Origin of the sequence: Vibrio mytili (genome assembly GCF_049563345.1) — a bacterium.
GTDB lineage: Bacteria > Pseudomonadota > Gammaproteobacteria > Enterobacterales > Vibrionaceae > Vibrio > Vibrio mytili.
Window position 1 is genome coordinate 518,068 of sequence record NZ_CP110481.1, and the last position, 19,354, is coordinate 537,421.

A 19,354-nucleotide genomic window follows, 5' to 3' on the forward strand; every position below is an offset into this window, starting at 1 on the left:
GCAGATGGAAAGTGCATTGGCTTAGTCGGTGAGTGGTCGAATAGGGGGGTGAGTGGTCGATATTACTCGTGAGTGGTTTTTAGCCTTGCTGAGTGGTTGAAGTGATATGTCAGCGGCAGAACATCAGGGATGAACGGCTAAAGTGGATAATTAGTGGTAAGCTTAGTTAAGAAAACAAAGTGTTAAGGATAAGAAATGAAACAAGCAGCGTTAGGTATCGTGTTGGCTTTACTCGTGGGTTGCACAGCAACGACACAAGAGCTGGCTCAGGCGGGTGATTGGTATCAAATAGGTTATCAAGATGGAATTACAGGCCATACATCCAAAACCATGAACGAGTTAAAAAAATTAGGCAGTGTTAATCAAGGGGACTATGACCAGGGGTATCTCGAAGGCGTGACAGAATATTGCAATCCGGATTTTGCGTATCAAATTGGATTGTCGGGTCAATACTATACCGGTGTTTGTGAAGGCACTAAGCAAGCACAAAAGTTCCGTATGGAATGGCAACGTGGCTGGAATGAATACAATAACTAGTTTGCGTTCGTTTCGCTTGTGAAGTATGTGATATTTGATGCGTATTTAACATCGACGTTGGATAACTGTGCTTTACTCTCATCATTGAGATCGAGACTGGAGTCGAGATATGAAGAAGTACGTGTGCCTTGTTTTAGTCATGCTGCCGTTAATGGCCAATGCATCTAATGTATTGAAAGACACAATCAAAGCGAAGCGAAAAATTGAACACAGTAAAAACACGCTGAATAATACCAAACGTAACATTAATGAAATTAACAGCGGTACTTACGTTGAGAACCAAGCCAAGCGTGAGGTGAACAAAGCGACCAGTAAGTACACGGATAAAGTGGATGACGTGAAGCATATCGCGGAACCTGAACATATCAAACGCAAAGCCAACAACGAGATCAATCGTCAGGTGGATGAATGGCTGTATGAAGACTAGGGTTTGGCGAAAGAGAACAAAAGGTGGCAGGGCGTCACCTTTGATCTCTATTCCCGCTATTTGTCTTTTCTAAGCTATTTATTTTGCTGACTTTCTACCGCTTTGCGTAGGAATCCATCTTGATGAGAAAGCTGTTGTCTCGCTGTATCAATATCCAGATCAGTGAGGATCATTAAGATCGCCAGTTTTACATCATAATTGGTTTGTTTGAGCATGCTCTTTGCCTGTTCTTTTTCGCAGTCTGTGGCTTGCATGACAATACGAGCGGCACGTGCGATCAGCTTGTCGTTAGTCGCTTTTACATCCACCATAAGGTTTTGGTAGCTCTTCCCAATGCGGATCATACTGGCCGTAGTGAGCATATTCAGTACCAGTTTCTGCGCGGTACCTGATTTCAATCGGGTAGATCCCGTTAACGCTTCTGGGCCAACGACAGGGCTAATTGCGATATCTGCAATATCGGCAATGGGTGAGTCAGGATTACAAGACAGAGCCACGGTCGTCGCACCAATGTCATTGGCGTACTCTAAACCACCAATGACATAAGGTGTGCGACCGCTGGCAGCGATTCCTACGACGACATCTTTATCGCTGAAGTGAATGTCTTTTAGATCTTGTTCACCAAGTTGGGGCGAGTCTTCAGCGCCTTCTTTCGCTTTTAAAATCGCTTCTGGTCCACCGGCTATAAGCCCAATCACCATTTTATCAGACACCCCAAACGTGGGTGGGCATTCTGACGCATCGAGTACGCCTAGGCGACCACTTGTACCAGCCCCTAAATACACCAGTCGGCCACCAGCTTGAAATGCGTCTGTGATTTTATCAACCGCTTGTGCGATTTCAGGCAGCACTTGCTCCACGGCCAGTGGAACTTGTTTGTCTTGTTGGTTGATCCGCTGGACAATATCGAGTGAAGGCAATAAATCGATATCCATGGTCTCTGGATTGCGCCCTTCAGACACAAGTTGAGAGATAGCGGCAATAAGAGCATCATTTGTCATAATAAAATAAACCTTGTCTGACGAGTCGGGACTCTTTAGTTACGTTTAGTTTTTGGGATAGAGTACACCGAGTGAAGCGAGGCGACTTGCGCCAGTAACTTCCGGCAAGTTACTCGGTAAGCCATGAATGTGACGCTGCGCTAGCCAGGCAAATGCCATAGCTTCCATGTAATCGCCATTCACCCCTTTCTCTGTTGTTGTGGCGACTTGCCATTGTGGCAATAATGCAGACAAACGCTCCATGAGAAGTGGGTTACGCGCGCCACCTCCGCAAACCAAGAGTTGTGGCGATGCTCCAGACGCATACTTCTCGACTTCATTGGCCATCGTGATCGCAGAGTACTCACATAATGTTCGCTGTATGTCTTCCGCGCTTAACTGGAGATCGCCAATTTGAGAGCGCAGCCAGTCGATATTAAACAACTCACGACCGGTACTTTTTGGCGCGGAAAGCGAGAGATAAGGCTCTCGCAGTAACTGTACAAGCAAGGCTTGGTTCACGCGTCCTTGCCGCGCAAATTTTGCGTCTTTATCGAATCCCTTCTTGGTATGGACGTCACACCAAGCATCCATCAGCATATTACCGGGACCCGTGTCATAACCGATCACTGGCTGCTGTGGGTGTAATACGGAAATATTGGCGATACCACCAATGTTTAGCACGATAGTCGTCGAGTCTTGCGGCGCAAAAATACTCTTATGGAAGGCGGGGACCAGAGGGGCACCTTGTCCTCCAAGCGCCATATCTTTACGACGAAAGTCCGCAACGGTGTCAATGTCGGTCTTCACTGCGATGATATTGGCATCGCCTAATTGAGTGGTGAAGGGACATGCGCCACTTGGCTGGTGGAACACGGTTTGACCATGGTTGCCAATCGCGCGAATTTGGTTTGCCTTATAGCCGGATTTCTCCAGTAATTGCAGTATTGCGTCTGCAAATAAATGGCCAAGCCGGTGGTCAAGTTCACCGAGCACTTTTAGATTTGTACTTTGTCCTGTGCACACTGATAGTAGTATCTGTTTGATGTTTTCTGGCATGGGATAGTCATCGTGCGCGAGTAAGCGAACGTGATCGCCCTCTATTTCGACTAAAGCGGTATCCACTCCATCCATACTGGTGCCGGACATTACACCTATGTAGTGTTCTTTTACATTCACCGTCTCGTTAAAATTCACAGTCGATCCCGTCAATTCTTCATTTGTTTATTGTAAAGCAAATCTTAAGCGAATAACCTCATTCCGTACCAGATATTTGAGGAGAGAAAATGGGTCCGTTATGGGTTGATGTTGCAGGCTATGAACTGACTGCTGAAGACAGAGAGATTTTACAGCATCCTACCGTTGGAGGGTTGATCCTATTTGCGCGAAATTACCACGACAGTGCGCAACTTCAAGCACTGACTAAATCAATTCGTAAAGCGGCAAAACGTCCGATTTTGATTGGTGTTGATCAAGAAGGGGGGAGGGTACAGCGTTTTCGTGAGGGCTTCTCAATTATCCCTGCTGCGGATGAGTATGCTAAGCATTCAAACGGGGAGGAGCTTGCTCGAATGGGCGGTTGGTTGATGGCGGCGGAGTTGATTGCTCATGATATTGATCTCAGTTTTGCCCCTGTCTTAGATAAAGGGCATCAATGTAAAGCAATTGGTAGTCGGGCTTTTGGTGACGATGTTGATACGATCCTTCGCCACAGCAGTGCTTATATGCAAGGGATGAAAAGCATTGGAATGGCAACCACGGGTAAACATTTTCCAGGCCATGGTGGTGTGATTGCCGACTCACATCTAGAGACTCCCTATGATGACCGCAGTGATATTTTTGAACTCGACATGGCGATATTCAAATCGCAGATTGATTCAGGAATACTGGACGCCATGATGCCTGCTCATGTGATTTATCCAAATTATGATTCTCAACCAGCCAGTGGTTCTGAATATTGGTTAAAACAAATATTACGTCAACAGCTTGGTTTCAAAGGACTGATCTTTTCTGATGATTTGACCATGGAGGGCGCGGCGATCATGGGAGGCCCCGCAGAGCGAGCAAGCCAAGCGCAAAAGGCGGGATGTGATATGCTGTTAATGTGCAATAAGCGTCAGGCCCAAGTGGAAGTGCTAGACAACTTACCTATTTCAAACGTTGTCTTGGCGACATCTTTGTTGAAGAAACAGAGCGTTTCCTTAAGTGAGCTCAAGTTATCTCAAGAATGGAAAGCGGCGACAGAAGCAATGAAACGGTTAACGGATTCACGTGACTGATGGACATGGCATCGAAGCAAACTTTCTCTTTTTATTTCGAGTGTAGTCTGCTCCAGATTTAATTTAAGTGTAAACTTTGATTTACGTTAAATGTTTTTTATTGTGTACACTTGTTTTTCTTGGATAGCCTGTTATCTTGTTCTAAAAGCTTAGTTAGCTCACCAAGAGTTTGGTTGGGTGTAAATTAAAATATACAGGTCAGAGTTATGCAAAAAAGTGAATTGAGCGATATCAACATCATCGAAGAGCAGGTGTTAATCACACCTGATGAGTTAAAAGTCAAACTTCCTCTGAGTGATAAAGCACGTCGCTTTATCCAAGAGTCTCGCCAAACTATTGCTAACATCATTCATAAAAAAGACCATCGTCTGCTAGTGGTGTGTGGGCCATGTTCTATCCATGATGTAGAGGCGGCAAAAGAGTACGCTAAACGTCTAAAAGCATTGTCTGAGCAACTAAGCGACCAACTGTATATTGTTATGCGCGTTTACTTTGAAAAGCCTCGTACGACCGTAGGTTGGAAAGGCTTGATCAATGACCCTCACTTGGATGGTAGCTTTGATATTGAGCACGGCTTACACGTGGGACGCGAACTATTGGTTGAGTTGGCTGAAATGGACATTCCTCTTGCCACTGAAGCGCTAGACCCAATTAGTCCGCAATACTTAGCGGATACGTTCAGCTGGGCTGCGATTGGCGCGCGTACAACAGAATCCCAGACTCACCGTGAAATGGCCAGTGGTTTGTCTATGCCAATCGGTTTTAAAAACGGTACTGACGGCAGCTTATCTACCGCTATCAATGCGATGCAAGCCGCATCTTCTAGCCATCGTTTTATGGGGATTAACCGCGAAGGTCAGGTGGCTCTTCTTACCACTCAAGGTAATAAAAACGGTCATGTTATTTTACGTGGTGGTAAACAAACCAACTACGATTCAGTTTCCGTTAATGAGTGTGAACAAGAAATGGCGCAATCTGGCTTAGACGCTTCGTTGATGGTGGATTGTAGCCATGCAAACTCTCGTAAAGATTACCGTCGCCAACCTCTCGTCGCAGAGGATGTGATTCACCAAATTCGTGAAGGTAATAAATCCATCATTGGTCTAATGATTGAAAGTCATATTAATGAAGGTAATCAACCTTCTGATATTAAACTGGATGAAATGAAATACGGCGTATCTATCACCGACGCGTGTATCAATTGGGACTCTACTGAGGCACTATTACGTCACGCTCACGAAGAGCTAGTGCCTTTCCTAGAAAATCGTCTAAAAGGTTAAAAACGGGAACTTATTTAAGGAACATCAATGGCAGTTGAACTTAACGCATTACGCGATCAGATTGATGCAGTGGACAAGCAAATGCTGGAGCTTTTGTCTCAGCGTTTAGCTTTGGTAGAAAAAGTCGGGGAAGTAAAAAGCGAGCACGGCTTGCCAATTTATGCCCCTGACCGCGAAGCTGCGATGTTGGCCTCTCGCCGAGCTGAAGCCGAAAAAATGGGGATACCCCCTCAACTGATAGAAGATATTCTTCGTCGTACTATGCGTGAGTCTTATGCCAGCGAGAAAGATTCCGGTTTTAAGTGTTTGAATCCTGAACTACGCTCAGTTGTGATTATTGGCGGTAATGGGCAACTGGGCGGATTATTTGGCCGCATGTTCAAATTATCGGGCTACCAAGTGAAAGTACTCGGTAGTAAAGATTGGGAACATGCCGATGATATCTTGAAAGATGCTGGTCTGGTGGTCGTTACCGTTCCGATTCATTTGACTGAAGGTGTGATTGAGAAGCTTGATAACCTGCCAGAAGATTGTATTTTGTGTGACTTCACATCGATCAAGTCCAAGCCATTACAAGCGATGCTTAAAGTACATGCTGGGCCAGTTGTGGGACTGCACCCTATGTTTGGTCCAGATGTGCCGAGTCTTGCAAAGCAAGTTGTTGTGTACTGTGATGGCCGTGGTAGTGAACATTACCAATGGTTGCTGCAACAATTTAGCATTTGGGGCGCAAGTTTGTGTCAGATTGAAGCGGAAGAGCACGATCATGGCATGACATTAATTCAGGCATTGCGTCACTTTACTTCCTTTGCTTACGGCATGCACTTAAGTAAAGAGAACCCCAATATTGACCAATTGTTGAAGCTCAGCTCCCCTATCTATCGTCTTGAGTTAGCAATGGTTGGGCGACTGTTTGGGCAGGATCCGAACTTGTATGGCGATATTATTTTCTCATCGCAAGAGAACATCGACATGATCAAGCGATTCCATCAACGCTTAGGCGACGCTGTGGCGATTTTGGATGGTCAAGATAAAGCCAAGTTTGTAGAAAGCTTTAAACAGGTGAGTGATTGGTTTGGCGGGTACTCACAGCAGTTCATGAATGAAAGCCAAAACTTGCTCAAGCAAGCTAACGACAACATTCATCGTGGATGAGGTTGACACGGTATATCCCGAATGACGAAACCGAAAAAGAGCAGCTAGGCTGCTCTTTTTTATCGTCTATCTAATGACTATCGACCTCATGCAATCAGTTCACTGAGGTTTCACTCTCTTTCTTATTTGGGTTCGACGCAGTATCGATGCTGTTGTCTCGATAAGGGGAGTTAGTCAAGTTGATTTGAAGACGAACGACGTTATCAATCAATTGCACCAGCGGGCCCCATTTTACTTTGTGTTCTTTTTCGAAGACCGAGTTGAAGTTTTCTGGTGTCCAGTCCATGAAATACTTCGGGTTCAATGCTTTGCCTAAAAAACGAACTTCATAATGCAGGTGAGGGCCTGTGGAGTTTCCAGAGTTGCCGCATTGAGCAATGACGTCTCCTTTACTGACAAACTGACCATTTTTCACTGAGAAATGGCGTAGGTGAGCATAGACGCTACTAAACCCAAATGAGTGGCGTAAAGTGATGTAGTTGCCGTAACCAGAGTACCCCCAACGCGCGATATCCACTACGCCATCGGCTGGCGCATAGATGGTCTTGCCCTGATCGCAAGTCAAATCAATTCCCGTATGTACTTTTTGTCTTCCTGAGATAGGGTGAGTACGTCTACCAAATGGAGACGAAACTCGATTGTATCTCATTGGACTGTCATTTGGGATCAGACGAAACATGGTCGCGCGAACCGCAGAGTCGATCGCCGCGGCATCAATCCTTTCTTCTAATGCTTGTTGGTTTGTGTTGTCCATCATGTCTTCGTCAGCAAGACCGAGCACAGATTCGACATCGAATACGCGCTTACCTAATATTTGAATCTCGCCATCTTTATCTGTTAAAGATTGAGACAGAATATGATTGGTATCAACTTGCTCTTCGTAAAGGGCAGTCATTTCTGCTTTCTCGCTTTCTAGCTTTGCTATGGTTTGAATTAACTCATTCTGATTGTTCAGTTGATGTTGATTCATATACCACGCGCCACCTAGGACGGCTGGTAAAGTGATAACCGAAGCGACAATAGCTAGGACCGAAAAGCGGCCCAAATAAAAGTGCTGATCACCTTTTTTTGTCGGTATCTGCATGATGATTTTTTTAGACATAGTTATTATTTTTTCGATTAGTTTGTGCCCTTCTAAAAAGCGAAGTGAACTCAATGCACCGTCGTTTAAGAAGGTCGTGGTCGCCGACATCCAATTGGCCTATAAGCGGTATGATTACCGCATCCAAAAGCGTTACAGATATGAATGCAACACCGAATCGTTTGTGTCATTCCTAATTTATACCGAAGTGAAACGGTATCATAATCAAGAAAATCGGCTGAGTAGTATATCAAGTAGAACAAAAAGTGTTCAACTGTGTTTAAGAAAACACCGAGCCAGCTCTAAAGCAATGTACGCTTTACGGTTGCTGTACACAGAAAAATGCGAACTCCATATTCAAAGAGTTTGGTCGCCGCGACAGCAATGAGTAAAGCAAGAAAGGCCGCTATAATAGCGGCCTTTGTACAAATTACAATCAAAGCTTGAGAACAATCACTGGAGACGCTGCTCTCACGTATCTATTTTGTAATACGTTTATATTTGATGCGGTGAGGTTCTGCAGCTTCAGGGCCCAGTGTTTTCTTCAACCAGTCCATGTATTCCGTGTAGTTACCTTCGTAGAAGTTCACTTGTCCTTCATCACGGTAGTCGATAATGTGCGTGGCAATACGGTCAAGGAACCAACGGTCGTGTGAGATAACCATTGCACAACCAGGGAACTCTAGCAGTGCTTCTTCTAGTGCACGCAGTGTTTCAACATCCAGGTCGTTGGTTGGCTCATCGAGTAATAATACGTTGCCACCCGCTTTTAGCAGCTTCGCTAGATGTACACGGTTACGTTCACCACCAGATAGTTCACCAATAACTTTTTGTTGGTCTGAGCCTTTGAAGTTGAAGCGTGAACAGTAAGCTCGAGCTGGAATCTCGAAGTTGTTGATCTTAATGATATCAGCGCCTTCAGAGATCTCTTGGAATACGGTATTTTTATCGTTCATTGAATCGCGAAACTGTTCAACCGATGCCAGTTTGACGGTATCACCAAGTTCGATCGTACCTGAATCCGGTTGTTCAGTACCGCTCAGCATTTTGAATAGAGTCGATTTACCAGCACCGTTGGCACCAATAATACCGACAATTGCGCCTTTCGGAATGCTGAATGAGAGATCATCGATCAATACGCGACCGTCGAACGATTTAGTTAAGTTATTTACTTCAATAACTTTATCACCCAAGCGTTCGCCTGGTGGGATGAACAGTTCGTTCGTCTCGTTACGTTTTTGATGATCGGTGGTTTGTAGTTCTTCAAAGCGAGCCATACGAGCTTTGGACTTCGCCTGACGGCCTTTAGGGTTTTTGCGTACCCATTCCAACTCTTTCTCGATGGTCTTTTGGCGAGCGCTTTCTTGAGATGCTTCTTGTTGCAGACGCGCATCTTTTTGCTCTAGCCAAGACGTGTAGTTGCCTTCCCATGGAATGCCTTCACCTCGGTCAAGTTCGAGGATCCATCCTGCAGCGTTATCGAGGAAATAACGGTCGTGGGTGATAGCGACAACCGTGCCTGAGTAATCGACTAAGAATCGTTCTAGCCATGCAACGGATTCGGCATCCAAGTGGTTGGTCGGCTCGTCGAGAAGTAGCATATCTGGCTTTTCTAGCAGAAGGCGACAGATAGCGACACGACGTCTTTCACCACCGGAAAGATGAGCAATCTTTTGATCCCACTCAGGTAGACGCAGTGCATCCGCGGCACGCTCAAGTGCGTTATCTAAGTTATGGCCATCTTTAGCTTGGATCAGTGCTTCTAGCTCGCCTTGTTCTTTCGCAAGAGCATCAAAGTCAGCATCAGGTTCTGCATAGGCTGCGTATACTTCATCTAGACGTTTCAGTGCGCCTGCTACATCTGACACCGCTTCTTCTACAATTTCACGAACGGTTTTAGATTCGTCCAGCACTGGTTCCTGAGGCAGGTAGCCGACGTTCAAGCCGGGTTGTGGACGCGCTTCACCGTCAATATCAGTATCGATACCCGCCATGATACGTAGCAGCGTCGATTTACCTGCACCGTTCAGACCTAAAACACCGATTTTTGCACCAGGGAAGAAGCTCAGAGAGATGTCTTTAAGAATTTGTCGCTTAGGTGGCACGATTTTGCTCACGCGCGACATGGTATATACGTATTCAGCCATTGCCGATCATTCCTAAATTAACTGTCATGTAAACGCTCTATTTTATACCAAGTGCCACGGTTTTGTTACCACATGGTAAGAATTTCCGTTTTAAGACGATTTCTTATTTTTATATGACCGGAAACTTACTCCGATAGGGTATAAACTTTCCCAAGTATAATTTTTAATACAACAAGCCGCTTTACAGAGTCAGTGATCTTCTGTGTAAATAGGTTTGAATACATTCTAATAAAAGACCGTAGAGTCTGGGGAAAGAATATAAATGAAATTCAACGTTACAATATTGGCTAAAGGTGTTTGCTGTGCCGCTGCAATCAGTGCGGTGAGTATGTCGGCCAACGCATCGCTGAGCTTAGAAAAGCAGCGGATTGTTTATGAACAGGCTCAAGATTTTTTAGATGCGAATAACATTGATGCGTACTTGGCCATTCGCCCTAAAATTGCCGATTATCCGTTAACACCGTATGTCGACTATCGAACTTTTATTCGCCAACTGCCAAGCAAGACGCCACAACAAGTCGATGATTTTATTGATCAACACGAAGCGTTCCCTTTTTCGCGCCGTATCCGCGCTTCGTACCTAGATCAGCTTTATCGTAATAGTGATTGGAAAACGATTACTGAGTTTCAAAAAGTGATACCAAGTGGCGAACGTTACCAATGTATATTTTATCGTGCTCAGCTCAAACAAGGTAAGCAAGTTGCGGCATTTAAAGGTGCAGAAGATATGTGGTTGAGCAGGTCGAGCATCGCTAGTGAGTGTGATCCGTTATTTGTATCTTGGGATAAAGCGGGCGGTCGAACTGACGATTTGATTTTGCAGCGTATGTTGTTGGCGTTTGATGGACGTAACGGCAGTTTGATGAACTACCTACAAAAATTGCCTAAATCAGCAAAAGCTAAGCAGCAGGCAAAGGATATGGTAGCGCTTTTCAATAATCCTGCATCGGTGGGTGACTTTGCGAAGCAGAAGCCAGCAAATGACTTTAATCGCAAACAAAGCCTGTATGCATTAGAAAAACTGGCACGTATGAATATAAATCAAGCTCAGCAGGCGTATTCCCGTGTTGTCGACGGCCAAAAATTCTCAGCAGAAGAGGCGCAATCTCTCGCGGATTACATTGCGTTTCGATTAACTCGAACGGAGTCTCCAAAGCTAGCGCAATGGCGTGATGACAAAACCAAAACCAGTCAGTACTTACCGTTGATAGAAACTCGTATTCGTCTCGCGGTACAAAATGCAGACTGGAAAGGCATTCAAGAATGGATCTCTGTTCTGAATAAAGAAGAGCAAGCGACATTAAGATGGCAATACTGGCTTGGCAGAAGTGAAATTGCGTTAGGTGATGATATTGCCGGTAAGAAGCGTTTGGCGACGTTGGTCGGTGAGCGTAACTTCTATAGTGTGGCTGCTGCTAATGCGATTGGCCAGTCAATCAAGTATCCCAAACACTCGGTTAAACTCGATAATCAAGTTCTAGCCCCTTATCAAGATTCGCTTGCTCGTATTGAAGAGTTGATTGAAACAGACAAAATCTCTGCCGCGAAAAGTGAATGGGCCCACCTGCTTCGCCGTGTGGATAACGATGAAAAACAGATGCTTGCTGCGTATGCGTCTTCTAAGCACTGGCACCACCTAACGGTTATTGCAAGTATTCAAGCACAAATGTGGGACAATATTGAACTCAGATTTCCAATCGCACATCGCTGGTGGTTTGATTTTTATGCCAAAAAACACAATATCGATCCTGTGATGATGATGTCTTTGGCACGTCAGGAGAGTGCGTTAGACTCTAATGCGCGCTCCCCAGTTGGTGCGCGTGGCCTTATGCAGATTATGCCTGCGACAGCGAAATACACGGCTCGCAAGTACAACCTCGGCTATCAAGGCACTCAAGATTTATATAATGTTGGTAAGAACATCGAAATTGGTAGCCATTATCTGCAAGGATTATTAGAGGATTACGATAATAATCGTATTTTCGCGCTTGCGGCTTATAATGCGGGTCCTAACCGAGTAAAAACGTGGCGAGAGCGAACCCAAGGGAAGTTGGATGCGTATGCCTTCATCGAGGCGATTCCATTTAAAGAAACTCGTGGATATGTGCAAAACATTTTGATGTTTGAAACTTACTATCGCGATCTTTTGGGTATTGACGGCGCGTTCTTGAATCAACATGAGATCAATACCAAGTATTGAATGAGGTAATTGGATGTCACACCAACCTGAGTACAAAGACTGGCAGCAGATTATTGAGCTGATCCGATCAAGTGTGAATGACCAGCAGCATGACATGTTGTTAACCATGCTAATGACTCCGGATGAAAGAGAAGCATTAATTGCGCGGGTCAATATTCTCAATGAACTTCTGAAAGGGGAGTTATCGCAACGTCAGATAAGTCAGATGCTTGGGGTGGGCATAGCCACTATCACTCGTGGCTCTAATGAGTTGAAGTCAAAATCCGATGAGGAAAAAGACAAGCTCAAAGTATTGTTAGAGCAAGTCGTAAAGTAATCATAATAAAGGGCGGGATATCCGCCCTTTATTATTCACATGACCCGTCCTAAATAAGGTTCGCTGGAAAGTGCTCTGAATTGGTAAAAGGAATCAAAGCGAGAATCAGCGCTTGATGATATACCGAGCTGCGCGTCAGTTGGTTTTGCGTTAATAAACTGATAGCTCCGCCTTTCTGCTTAATATTCTCGGTGCCAAAGACCTCGTCCATCACATCACCCAATTCATTAGCGTGTTCCAGTTTCATTAACACATCTGGTGGTAGCATCAAGCTTGCCGAGCGGGATTCACCTCGGTGTGTATCTGACTCTATCACCATCCAGGCGAAAGTGACGTTGTCTTCAATTCCTGCCTCTAATCCAACGTAGAAATCTCCGTATGGCAGTTCTACTTTTGCATTTCGTACTCGATTCAATGCGCCTAAATGTGTCTCGTCATTACTCATCGGTTGATCTGCCACACCGCTAGGCACGTTAACTCCCACAAATTCAAATGATTGTAGAGGGAATGCACTGACAAAGGCACTTTCCACAGCGGCTATTTTAGCTGGGTTCAAAGAGGCGATGACGACTTTTTGGGTTACCATGATCTTTTTACTCACTGGTGTCTTTTAACTCAATTTTACTTGGGTTGGTTTGACGTTTTCACTTGGGTAACAACCGAGTACTTTCAAATGCTTAGTGATCTTTGTGAGCTCTTGTATCGCCTGTTGCATTTTTTCTGAATCGAGGTGAGACTCTAGATCGACATAGAACATCTCTTCCCATGGGTTACCCATGATTGGACGAGATTCTAGCTTGGTCATGTTGATGCCATAGCGCTGAAGTACCAAGAGCGTTTCGACCAGTGAACCTGCTTCTTGAGAAGTCGACATTATTAATGTGGTTTTGGCTGGAATCTGTGTCGATACTTCTACAGGTTTACGGGCAACGACGATGAAACGAGTGTGGTTTTCTGTTTGATTGGCAATATTCCCCTGAATTGCTTGAAGGCCATATAACTTGCCACTTGATGCGTTGCCAATGGCTGCTACGTCATCACGATTCAGTTCTTGTACCTTTTGCATGGCATCTGCAGTGCTCGCACAAGACTCTAATTTCACTCCTTTCAGACGGCTAAGAAATTCGCTGCATTGTTGATGAGGTTGTGGGTGAGAATATAGGGTTCTGAGGTCTTCTAAACGTATGTCTTTAGTCGCAACAAGGCAATGCTCAATCGGCTGGGTTAACTCCCCTACGATGTATAATGTGGTGTGTTGCAGCAGATCATACACCTCGTTGATCGAACCAGAACTGGTGTTTTCAATCGGCAGTACACCATAGTCAGCATGTCCCGATTCTACCGTTTGAGTGACTTCTCTAAAATGCTCACAGTTTAATTCAATCAACTCGGTATTTTTACGGCTGAAGTATTCACGGCTCGCCAAGTGAGAGTATGAGCCTTTGGCGCCAAGGAAGGCCACTCTCGCGAGCGGTTTACGGCTTTGTTGAGGATTGACTAGGTTTTGCAAATAACTTTGTTGCAAAAGCACCGAGTCTTCAATAATCGTATGGAAAAGTTTGGTGATGTACTGCGCATCCAGCTCGTATTTATCACGACCATTGGAAATCAGTTTCACCAATAATTGCTGTTCACGGACGGCATCGCGAACGGGCTTTGAGGTTTGTACTTTGCTTTTGGCTACTTCAATGCTGAGTTTACGACGTTCTGACAGCAAGCTAAGTAGCTCATCGTCGAGCTCATTCAGACGTGAACGGATCTTTTCCAGGGAAATAGGTTGGTCAGTCATCAATTCTTTCCTTATAAAAAAGCCTCCCGTTTTGGGAGGCTTTCTGTTTGTTTTTGACTTTTCTTTCTACAAACGACTTAGCCTCTCCAACTAGAGAAGGAAAAAGAAGTCAAAAATAAACAGTGTGGATAAATGCATAAATAGTACGTAATTTGTGAGTGTTTAAACACAATAAGCAAGCTAGCGTAGGGCGTCAAGCAAAAAAATAGCGCCTTTCGGCGCTACTTCCTCAATCTGATTGATTTAGTCATCTTCTTCCACAAGCTCTGGCTTGTTAGCACGACGAGCTTCAGGTTTGTGGGTCAGCTTATTCAATTGACGTTCTAGTTTTTGCTCCACTTCGTTAACAGCTGCGTAAAGATCTTCATTACATGCTGAAGCAATCAACTGACCTTTAGGTACTGTGATAACGGCTTCGAACTTCTTCTGTTTATTAGGCTCTTCACTGAAAGTCGCTTGGCACCCAATAATGTCGACTTGCCATTTTTCCAGTTTTTTAAATTTGCTCTCTATATGAGCACGGATTGCAGAGGTGATTTCGATGTTTTTGCCAGTAATGTTCATTGTCATATGTTTTTCCTCTGTTTCATCCCTCATGGGTTGAGTTCAGATTACCGCGTTAAGCATAAAATTATGTGATATAGATCACCTTTTAGGGTTGTGGTTTTATAATAAAAAACGAATGTGATCTTACTCAAGAAGTGCCGATATTTATCATTAAATAGCTTGTTATTGGTTCGCAAATCATTAGATTGAATGGAGTAGTCAGCTGAAAACCCATCCGTTTTTAGAGGCGTTGTGCAACCTAGAATCGTCAATGGTCAGAATTTGGCTTACATAGCGGTGTGATCTTCTTCACTTAGGACGCTAAATAGATTGAGATATTTTTAAAGCCGCTAATTGATAAGCGGCTTTTTACTTTCCGTTTCTTGGTGCACTTTTCTTAATGGGATCATAAATACTGGATCTTCTGGTATCAGCAAGACGTTGTCTAAGGTTTTGGCGAGATCTAAACTTTCTAACTGTTTGTAGATGATGTAGTAACGATTGATGGTGGTCACGTAGCCAGCAGTCGCGCTGAGGCTTTTACGCATTTCCACTTCCACGTTGTTAAACCAGACATTGGGATCAAACCCGTTGCGAGCTGCGCGTTTACGTATCTTTTCAACGTTTCCAGGCCCTGCATTGTAAGCGGCTAAGGTAAAATAAATTTTGTTTTCCGCAGTGATAGCTTTGTCGCTAAAGTATTGGCGACGTAAAAATGCCATGTATTTTACGCCAGCATGCACGTTGTTCTCTAGGTTACGTATATTTTTTATATTGATATTAGGGTCTCTTGCCGTGCTAGGTAAAATTTGCATGATGCCGACCGCGCCTCGACTGCCAACCAAATTATTATTAAACCCCGACTCTTTGTATGCTAATGCGGCAATCAGTAAATAATCAAAATCGTATTTTTTTCCATAGCGAGAAAATAATGCGGACAACTTATCTAAACGAGCGATCTTATCTGGGTTAAGTGCTCTGTTGAGCCAGTTGGTATTATCGATATACTTTGCGTAAATAACATTACCCAACAAGGTTCCTGAGCGTGACTTTTTGATGAATTGGTTCACAACGCCTTTGAGCTGCGGGCTGTCTTTGCGCATCACCCAGGCTATTTTGCCATTTTTACGTAGCGGGATTTTCTTATGGACACGGATGTCATCCATGACCTTGAGCCATAATTTTGCTTTGTGGCTGTCTAAGACAATCGCTTTAATATAGCCATTATTGAGCATGCCCACTAACTCGTAATCTTGCAGATTTTCTTCGACAAAGTTGACGATCACAGGCGGTAAATTTTTTTGATTTAATTGTTTATTCAATAACTGAATACTTTCAAAGTAGCTCGAACTGGGTCTAACCCAGATCTCTTTGCCACTCAGTTGTTCCAGCTTCGTCATTGCTGGTGTTTTATTATTGGTAATGACCCATTCTTCAATTCCGGAAAGAATTGGATCGCTAAAGTCGACGTTCTGTTGACGATGCTTGGTTATGGTTAAATTTGCCACTACTAAATCGCCCAAGCCCTTTTCTAAAGTGGGAAACAGTTCATCACGAGATAAGGGAATAATTTGCACATTGATTTTTGGTTTAATTTTTCGCAAGTCTTTTTCGAAATGAGCCAGTAGTTCCGCTCCAATCCCTTTCGGCGTGCCAGCTTCGATGTAGTAAAAACCCAGATCAGCAGAAACGAGCACGCGCAGTAAGTTTTTTTCTTTTATCACGTCCAAGTCGCCCGTGTATGGAGGCTGTTTAAGAGGAGAAACTTGTAATGCGGAAGCGGATGCGGATAGTAGGATCAGCAAAGTGGTCCATAGTTTAAATATCTTCACGTTCACATCCACAGTCAGAGGGGAGAGCTTTAAGAATATGTCTTGATTAAAAAAGCATCAAGTGGGTGTGTTTGATCTTGAGAGCTAAGAATAAGAAAGGACTAAAATGAAACCGCCACGGTAGTGTGACTGTGGCGGTTATTGCTCGGTGTTACTCAACAGGGTTAAGTTTTATTAAGGCTTCTGTTCTTGCAATGGAGTCTTCTAGACCTAGCTGTTTGTATGCCTCTAGCTGTATTGCAAGTGACTTACGTGCGGCTTCAGTATCTGGGAATGCTTTTTGTAGCTCTTGGCTACGAGTGATTGCTGCAATCCAAGCTTCTCGGCGAAGATAGAAATCCGCAGTGGCTAAGTCGTAGTTGGCTAAGCGGTTCTTTAACGCGACCATACGTTTTTGCGAATCTTCAGCATATGGGCTGTTCGGGTAGCGTTGCAGTAACTTCTTAAAGTCATCAAAGGCTTTTTTGACGGGTTCTGGATCCCTATCACTGCGATCAATGCTAAATAAGTCATGCATAAAGTTACGATCTTGTGCCATGTGGCTCAGGCCTCGCATGTATAGTACCCAGTCCATTTTTTCATGGGTCGGATTTAAACGCATGAAGCGAGAGATGGTGGCTAAACCTAAGGCTAGGTCGTCGTTTTTATAGTACGCGTAGATGAGGTCAAGTTGGACCTGTTCTGAGTAGGCACCAAACGGGTAACGTGAGTCTAGTGCTTCGAGTTTTTCAATGGCGGTAAGCCAATTGCCTGTTTGAAGCGAGGTTTGTGCGTCGGCGTACAGTTCTGAAGGTGGCACATCAGGAACGATTTTTTCTTTGCTTGCACATCCAAATAGGAAGGATACCGCTAAAAGGCCTATTAAAGTCTGACGTTTCATATCAGGAGTCTGTTCCTTGAATCTAAATATTTCTTAAGCTGCCGTTACTTTCTTTGCAGTAACAGATACAATGACGTAATAGTCTATTTTTTCACAGTCGTGAGCATTAGTCTCACAGTTTTTAAAAAAGTTCGATATGGCTCAGCAGATAGTATTAACAAATACCGTAAAAGATAGCCAGTTAGGTCAACGTTTAGACCAAGCTATCGCAGAATTATTCGCTGATTTTTCCCGCTCTCGCCTGAAAGAATGGCTTGTAGAGGGAAAAGTTAAAGTGGATGGTGAAGTTGTCACCAAACCTCGCACCAAAGTCATGGGCGGCGAGGAAATTACATTGCAAGCCGAACTGGAAGATGAAGAGCGTTGGGAAGCGCAAGATATCCCTCTAGATATCGTTTATGAGGATGACGACATCATCGTTATCAATAAGCCTCGTGGCTTTGTTGTGCATCCAGGAGCGGGCACGCCTGATGGAACCGTGCTAAATGCCTTGTTGTATCATTATCCTGACATTGCAGAAGTCCCGCGTGCGGGGATTGTTCATCGTCTAGATAAAGACACAACAGGGTTGATGGTCGTTGCGAAAACCGTACCTGCTCAAACGCGCTTGGTTCGTGCGTTGCAAAAGCGCAATATTACTCGTGAGTATGAAGCCATTGCTATTGGCCGTATGACCGCGGGTGGTAAAGTGGAGCAGCCGATTGGTCGTCATTCGACAAAACGTACCTTGATGGCTGTTACACCGATGGGGAAACACGCTGTGACGCATTATCGCGTCGCTGAGCATTTCCGTGAGCACACTCGTATCCGTTTGCGTCTTGAAACTGGACGAACTCACCAGATCCGTGTGCATATGTCTTACTTGCAGCACCCGCTGCTCGGTGATACAGCATATGGTGGGCGGGCGCGTATCCCGTCTGGTGCGTCAGAAGAATTAACCGCAATGATCCGTGGGTTTGACCGTCAAGCATTGCACGCAGCCATGCTACGATTTGAGCACCCAGTTACGGGAGAGGAGCTGGAGTTCCATGCGCCTATCCCAGATGACATGGTCGCGATAACAGAAGCATTGCGCCAAGATACGGAAGAGCACGGTTTACCCGACGAGTTTTAATATGAAGACGATTATCCCTAACTGGCCCGCGCCAAAAAATATTAAGGCTTTCGCATCAACGAGACAGGGTGGTTTTTCTACAGGCCCGTATCGTGGGCTGAATCTTGGTACTCATGTTGGGGATAATTTGTCTCATGTCGAGAAAAACCGTCAGTGGCTAGTGCAACAAATGAATATGCCAAGTTCGCCAATTTGGCTAAATCAAACCCATTCAACGGTCATAGCTGATGTTGCAGATTCTACGTCTGAAGTACTGGATGCGGATGGGTGTTTTACCTCATCACCTCAAGTGATCTGTTCTGCAATGACCGCAGACTGTTTGCCTGTATTACTGACCAATACGTTAGGAACGCAAGTTGCAGCGGTACATGCTGGTTGGCGTGGATTGGCAAATGGCATTGTTGAAAATGCACTGGGCTTGTTTTCTGGTGAAGTTATGGCTTGGCTAGGTCCTGCTATTGGTTCAGCGGTGTTTGAAGTTGGAGAAGATGTACTGCAGGCTTTTGTTGACTTCGATCCTCAAGCTCAACTTGCATTTACGCCGCGAGACGTCGAAGGAAAATGGCTTGCGGATATGTCAATGCTTGCGACGCAGCGTCTTAATAAAGCTGGTGTTTCTCAAGTGTTTGATTCAGGTTTGTGTACCTTGCAAAATAGCGACGATTTTTATTCTTACCGCCGTGATGGCATCACGGGTAGGCAGGCAACGTTTATCTGGATTGAAGAATAACGCTTGATTACAGTGCGCATGCTGTGCAAATTTTGTGCAACTATATTTGCCTGAACCCTTG

The 19,354-nt window shown here is 44.6% G+C and carries 18 protein-coding genes and 1 other annotated feature; of the genes, 9 read left to right on the forward strand and 9 right to left on the reverse strand.

The window, feature by feature from the left end:
• Window positions 1–195 precede the first annotated feature (195 nt).
• Window positions 196–537: a DUF2799 domain-containing protein gene (locus ONE56_RS02385; RefSeq protein WP_041156987.1), complete on the forward strand. Its 342-nt coding sequence runs from the start codon at window positions 196–198 to the stop codon at window positions 535–537.
• A gap of 109 nt (window positions 538–646) precedes the next feature.
• Window positions 647–964, forward strand: a complete 318-nt coding sequence (locus ONE56_RS02390; RefSeq protein WP_041156988.1) for a hypothetical protein — start codon at window positions 647–649, stop codon at window positions 962–964.
• 74 nt (window positions 965–1,038) lie between these two features.
• Here ONE56_RS02390 and murQ read toward each other — a convergent pair whose 3' ends face one another.
• Both murQ and ONE56_RS02400 read right to left on the reverse strand, forming a co-directional pair.
• On the reverse strand, window positions 1,039–1,965 hold the full coding sequence (gene murQ, locus ONE56_RS02395; RefSeq protein ID WP_041156989.1) for an N-acetylmuramic acid 6-phosphate etherase: 927 nt from the start codon (window positions 1,963–1,965) through the stop codon (window positions 1,039–1,041).
• A 45-nt stretch (window positions 1,966–2,010) separates the two neighbouring features.
• Window positions 2,011–3,123, reverse strand: coding sequence for an anhydro-N-acetylmuramic acid kinase (locus tag ONE56_RS02400; RefSeq protein WP_423840485.1), 1,113 nt, complete (start codon window positions 3,121–3,123; stop codon window positions 2,011–2,013).
• A gap of 107 nt (window positions 3,124–3,230) precedes the next feature.
• Between ONE56_RS02400 and nagZ the strand changes: the two genes are divergently transcribed.
• The 3 genes from nagZ to tyrA all read left to right on the forward strand — a co-directional run bounded on the left by nagZ (window position 3,231) and on the right by tyrA (window position 6,658).
• Window positions 3,231–4,223, forward strand: coding sequence for a beta-N-acetylhexosaminidase (gene nagZ / locus ONE56_RS02405; protein ID WP_415679551.1), 993 nt, complete (start codon window positions 3,231–3,233; stop codon window positions 4,221–4,223).
• Window positions 4,224–4,429: 206 nt separating this feature from the next.
• The gene (locus ONE56_RS02410; protein ID WP_041156990.1) at window positions 4,430–5,503 is read left to right on the forward strand and encodes a 3-deoxy-7-phosphoheptulonate synthase; all 1,074 of its coding nucleotides are present in this window, start codon (window positions 4,430–4,432) and stop codon (window positions 5,501–5,503) included.
• 27 nt (window positions 5,504–5,530) lie between these two features.
• Complete coding sequence (gene tyrA, locus ONE56_RS02415; protein ID WP_041156991.1) at window positions 5,531–6,658, forward strand: bifunctional chorismate mutase/prephenate dehydrogenase; 1,128 nt, start codon at window positions 5,531–5,533, stop codon at window positions 6,656–6,658.
• 94 nt (window positions 6,659–6,752) lie between these two features.
• Here the strand turns inward: tyrA and ONE56_RS02420 are convergent, their stop codons facing one another.
• Both ONE56_RS02420 and ettA read right to left on the reverse strand, forming a co-directional pair.
• Entirely contained in the window at window positions 6,753–7,760 is a 1,008-nt protein-coding gene (locus ONE56_RS02420) for a M23 family metallopeptidase (RefSeq protein WP_041156992.1), read from the reverse strand.
• 458 nt (window positions 7,761–8,218) lie between these two features.
• A complete protein-coding gene (gene ettA / locus ONE56_RS02425) occupies window positions 8,219–9,886 on the reverse strand; it encodes an energy-dependent translational throttle protein EttA (RefSeq protein ID WP_041156993.1) in 1,668 nt (555 codons plus the stop codon).
• A 262-nt stretch (window positions 9,887–10,148) separates the two neighbouring features.
• Here ettA and ONE56_RS02430 point away from each other — a divergent pair, with 262 nt between their 5' ends.
• Window positions 10,149–12,086, forward strand: a complete 1,938-nt coding sequence (locus ONE56_RS02430) for a transglycosylase SLT domain-containing protein (protein ID WP_423840191.1) — start codon at window positions 10,149–10,151, stop codon at window positions 12,084–12,086.
• A gap of 13 nt (window positions 12,087–12,099) precedes the next feature.
• A complete protein-coding gene (trpR, locus tag ONE56_RS02435; RefSeq protein ID WP_041156995.1) occupies window positions 12,100–12,402 on the forward strand; it encodes a trp operon repressor in 303 nt (100 codons plus the stop codon).
• Window positions 12,403–12,451: 49 nt separating this feature from the next.
• Here the strand turns inward: trpR and yjjX are convergent, their stop codons facing one another.
• The 5 genes from yjjX to ONE56_RS02460 form a co-directional block, all read right to left on the reverse strand.
• The gene (gene yjjX, locus ONE56_RS02440; protein WP_423840486.1) at window positions 12,452–12,988 is read right to left on the reverse strand and encodes an inosine/xanthosine triphosphatase; all 537 of its coding nucleotides are present in this window, start codon (window positions 12,986–12,988) and stop codon (window positions 12,452–12,454) included.
• 24 nt (window positions 12,989–13,012) lie between these two features.
• Window positions 13,013–14,191 (reverse strand): prephenate dehydratase, encoded by a 1,179-nt coding sequence (gene pheA, locus ONE56_RS02445; RefSeq protein ID WP_041156997.1) that lies wholly within the window; start codon window positions 14,189–14,191, stop codon window positions 13,013–13,015.
• A 12-nt stretch (window positions 14,192–14,203) separates the two neighbouring features.
• Window positions 14,204–14,327, reverse strand: a sequence feature (Phe leader region).
• Between the two features lie 107 nt (window positions 14,328–14,434).
• A complete protein-coding gene (gene hpf / locus ONE56_RS02450) occupies window positions 14,435–14,761 on the reverse strand; it encodes a ribosome hibernation-promoting factor, HPF/YfiA family (protein ID WP_041156998.1) in 327 nt (108 codons plus the stop codon).
• 326 nt (window positions 14,762–15,087) lie between these two features.
• Window positions 15,088–16,569 (reverse strand): transglycosylase SLT domain-containing protein, encoded by a 1,482-nt coding sequence (locus ONE56_RS02455; RefSeq protein WP_423840192.1) that lies wholly within the window; start codon window positions 16,567–16,569, stop codon window positions 15,088–15,090.
• Window positions 16,570–16,720: 151 nt separating this feature from the next.
• Window positions 16,721–17,449 (reverse strand): outer membrane protein assembly factor BamD, encoded by a 729-nt coding sequence (locus ONE56_RS02460; RefSeq protein WP_423840193.1) that lies wholly within the window; start codon window positions 17,447–17,449, stop codon window positions 16,721–16,723.
• 136 nt (window positions 17,450–17,585) lie between these two features.
• Between ONE56_RS02460 and rluD the strand changes: the two genes are divergently transcribed.
• Window positions 17,586–18,563: a 23S rRNA pseudouridine(1911/1915/1917) synthase RluD gene (rluD, locus tag ONE56_RS02465; RefSeq protein ID WP_331439281.1), complete on the forward strand. Its 978-nt coding sequence runs from the start codon at window positions 17,586–17,588 to the stop codon at window positions 18,561–18,563.
• Between the two features lies 1 nt (window position 18,564).
• Window positions 18,565–19,293, forward strand: coding sequence for a peptidoglycan editing factor PgeF (gene pgeF, locus ONE56_RS02470; RefSeq protein WP_041156999.1), 729 nt, complete (start codon window positions 18,565–18,567; stop codon window positions 19,291–19,293).
• The last annotated feature ends 61 nt before the right edge of the window (window positions 19,294–19,354 follow it).

Bases quoted from the DNA above. Each gene is read 5' to 3' on its own strand.
- yjjX (WP_423840486.1), bottom strand. From the start codon at position 12,988: ATGGTAACCCAAAAAGTCGTCATCGCCTCTTTGAACCCAGCTAAAATA.
- ettA (WP_041156993.1), bottom strand. From the start codon at position 9,886: ATGGCTGAATACGTATATACCATGTCGCGCGTGAGCAAAATCGTGCCA.
- ONE56_RS02390 (WP_041156988.1), top strand. From the start codon at position 647: ATGAAGAAGTACGTGTGCCTTGTTTTAGTCATGCTGCCGTTAATGGCC.
- ONE56_RS02385 (WP_041156987.1), top strand. From the start codon at position 196: ATGAAACAAGCAGCGTTAGGTATCGTGTTGGCTTTACTCGTGGGTTGC.
- pgeF (WP_041156999.1), top strand. From the start codon at position 18,565: ATGAAGACGATTATCCCTAACTGGCCCGCGCCAAAAAATATTAAGGCT.
- nagZ (WP_415679551.1), top strand. From the start codon at position 3,231: ATGGGTCCGTTATGGGTTGATGTTGCAGGCTATGAACTGACTGCTGAA.
- rluD (WP_331439281.1), top strand. From the start codon at position 17,586: ATGGCTCAGCAGATAGTATTAACAAATACCGTAAAAGATAGCCAGTTA.
- tyrA (WP_041156991.1), top strand. From the start codon at position 5,531: ATGGCAGTTGAACTTAACGCATTACGCGATCAGATTGATGCAGTGGAC.
- pheA (WP_041156997.1), bottom strand. From the start codon at position 14,191: ATGACTGACCAACCTATTTCCCTGGAAAAGATCCGTTCACGTCTGAAT.
- ONE56_RS02420 (WP_041156992.1), bottom strand. From the start codon at position 7,760: ATGTCTAAAAAAATCATCATGCAGATACCGACAAAAAAAGGTGATCAG.
- trpR (WP_041156995.1), top strand. From the start codon at position 12,100: ATGTCACACCAACCTGAGTACAAAGACTGGCAGCAGATTATTGAGCTG.
- murQ (WP_041156989.1), bottom strand. From the start codon at position 1,965: ATGACAAATGATGCTCTTATTGCCGCTATCTCTCAACTTGTGTCTGAA.
- ONE56_RS02410 (WP_041156990.1), top strand. From the start codon at position 4,430: ATGCAAAAAAGTGAATTGAGCGATATCAACATCATCGAAGAGCAGGTG.
- ONE56_RS02460 (WP_423840193.1), bottom strand. From the start codon at position 17,449: ATGAAACGTCAGACTTTAATAGGCCTTTTAGCGGTATCCTTCCTATTT.
- ONE56_RS02430 (WP_423840191.1), top strand. From the start codon at position 10,149: ATGAAATTCAACGTTACAATATTGGCTAAAGGTGTTTGCTGTGCCGCT.
- hpf (WP_041156998.1), bottom strand. From the start codon at position 14,761: ATGACAATGAACATTACTGGCAAAAACATCGAAATCACCTCTGCAATC.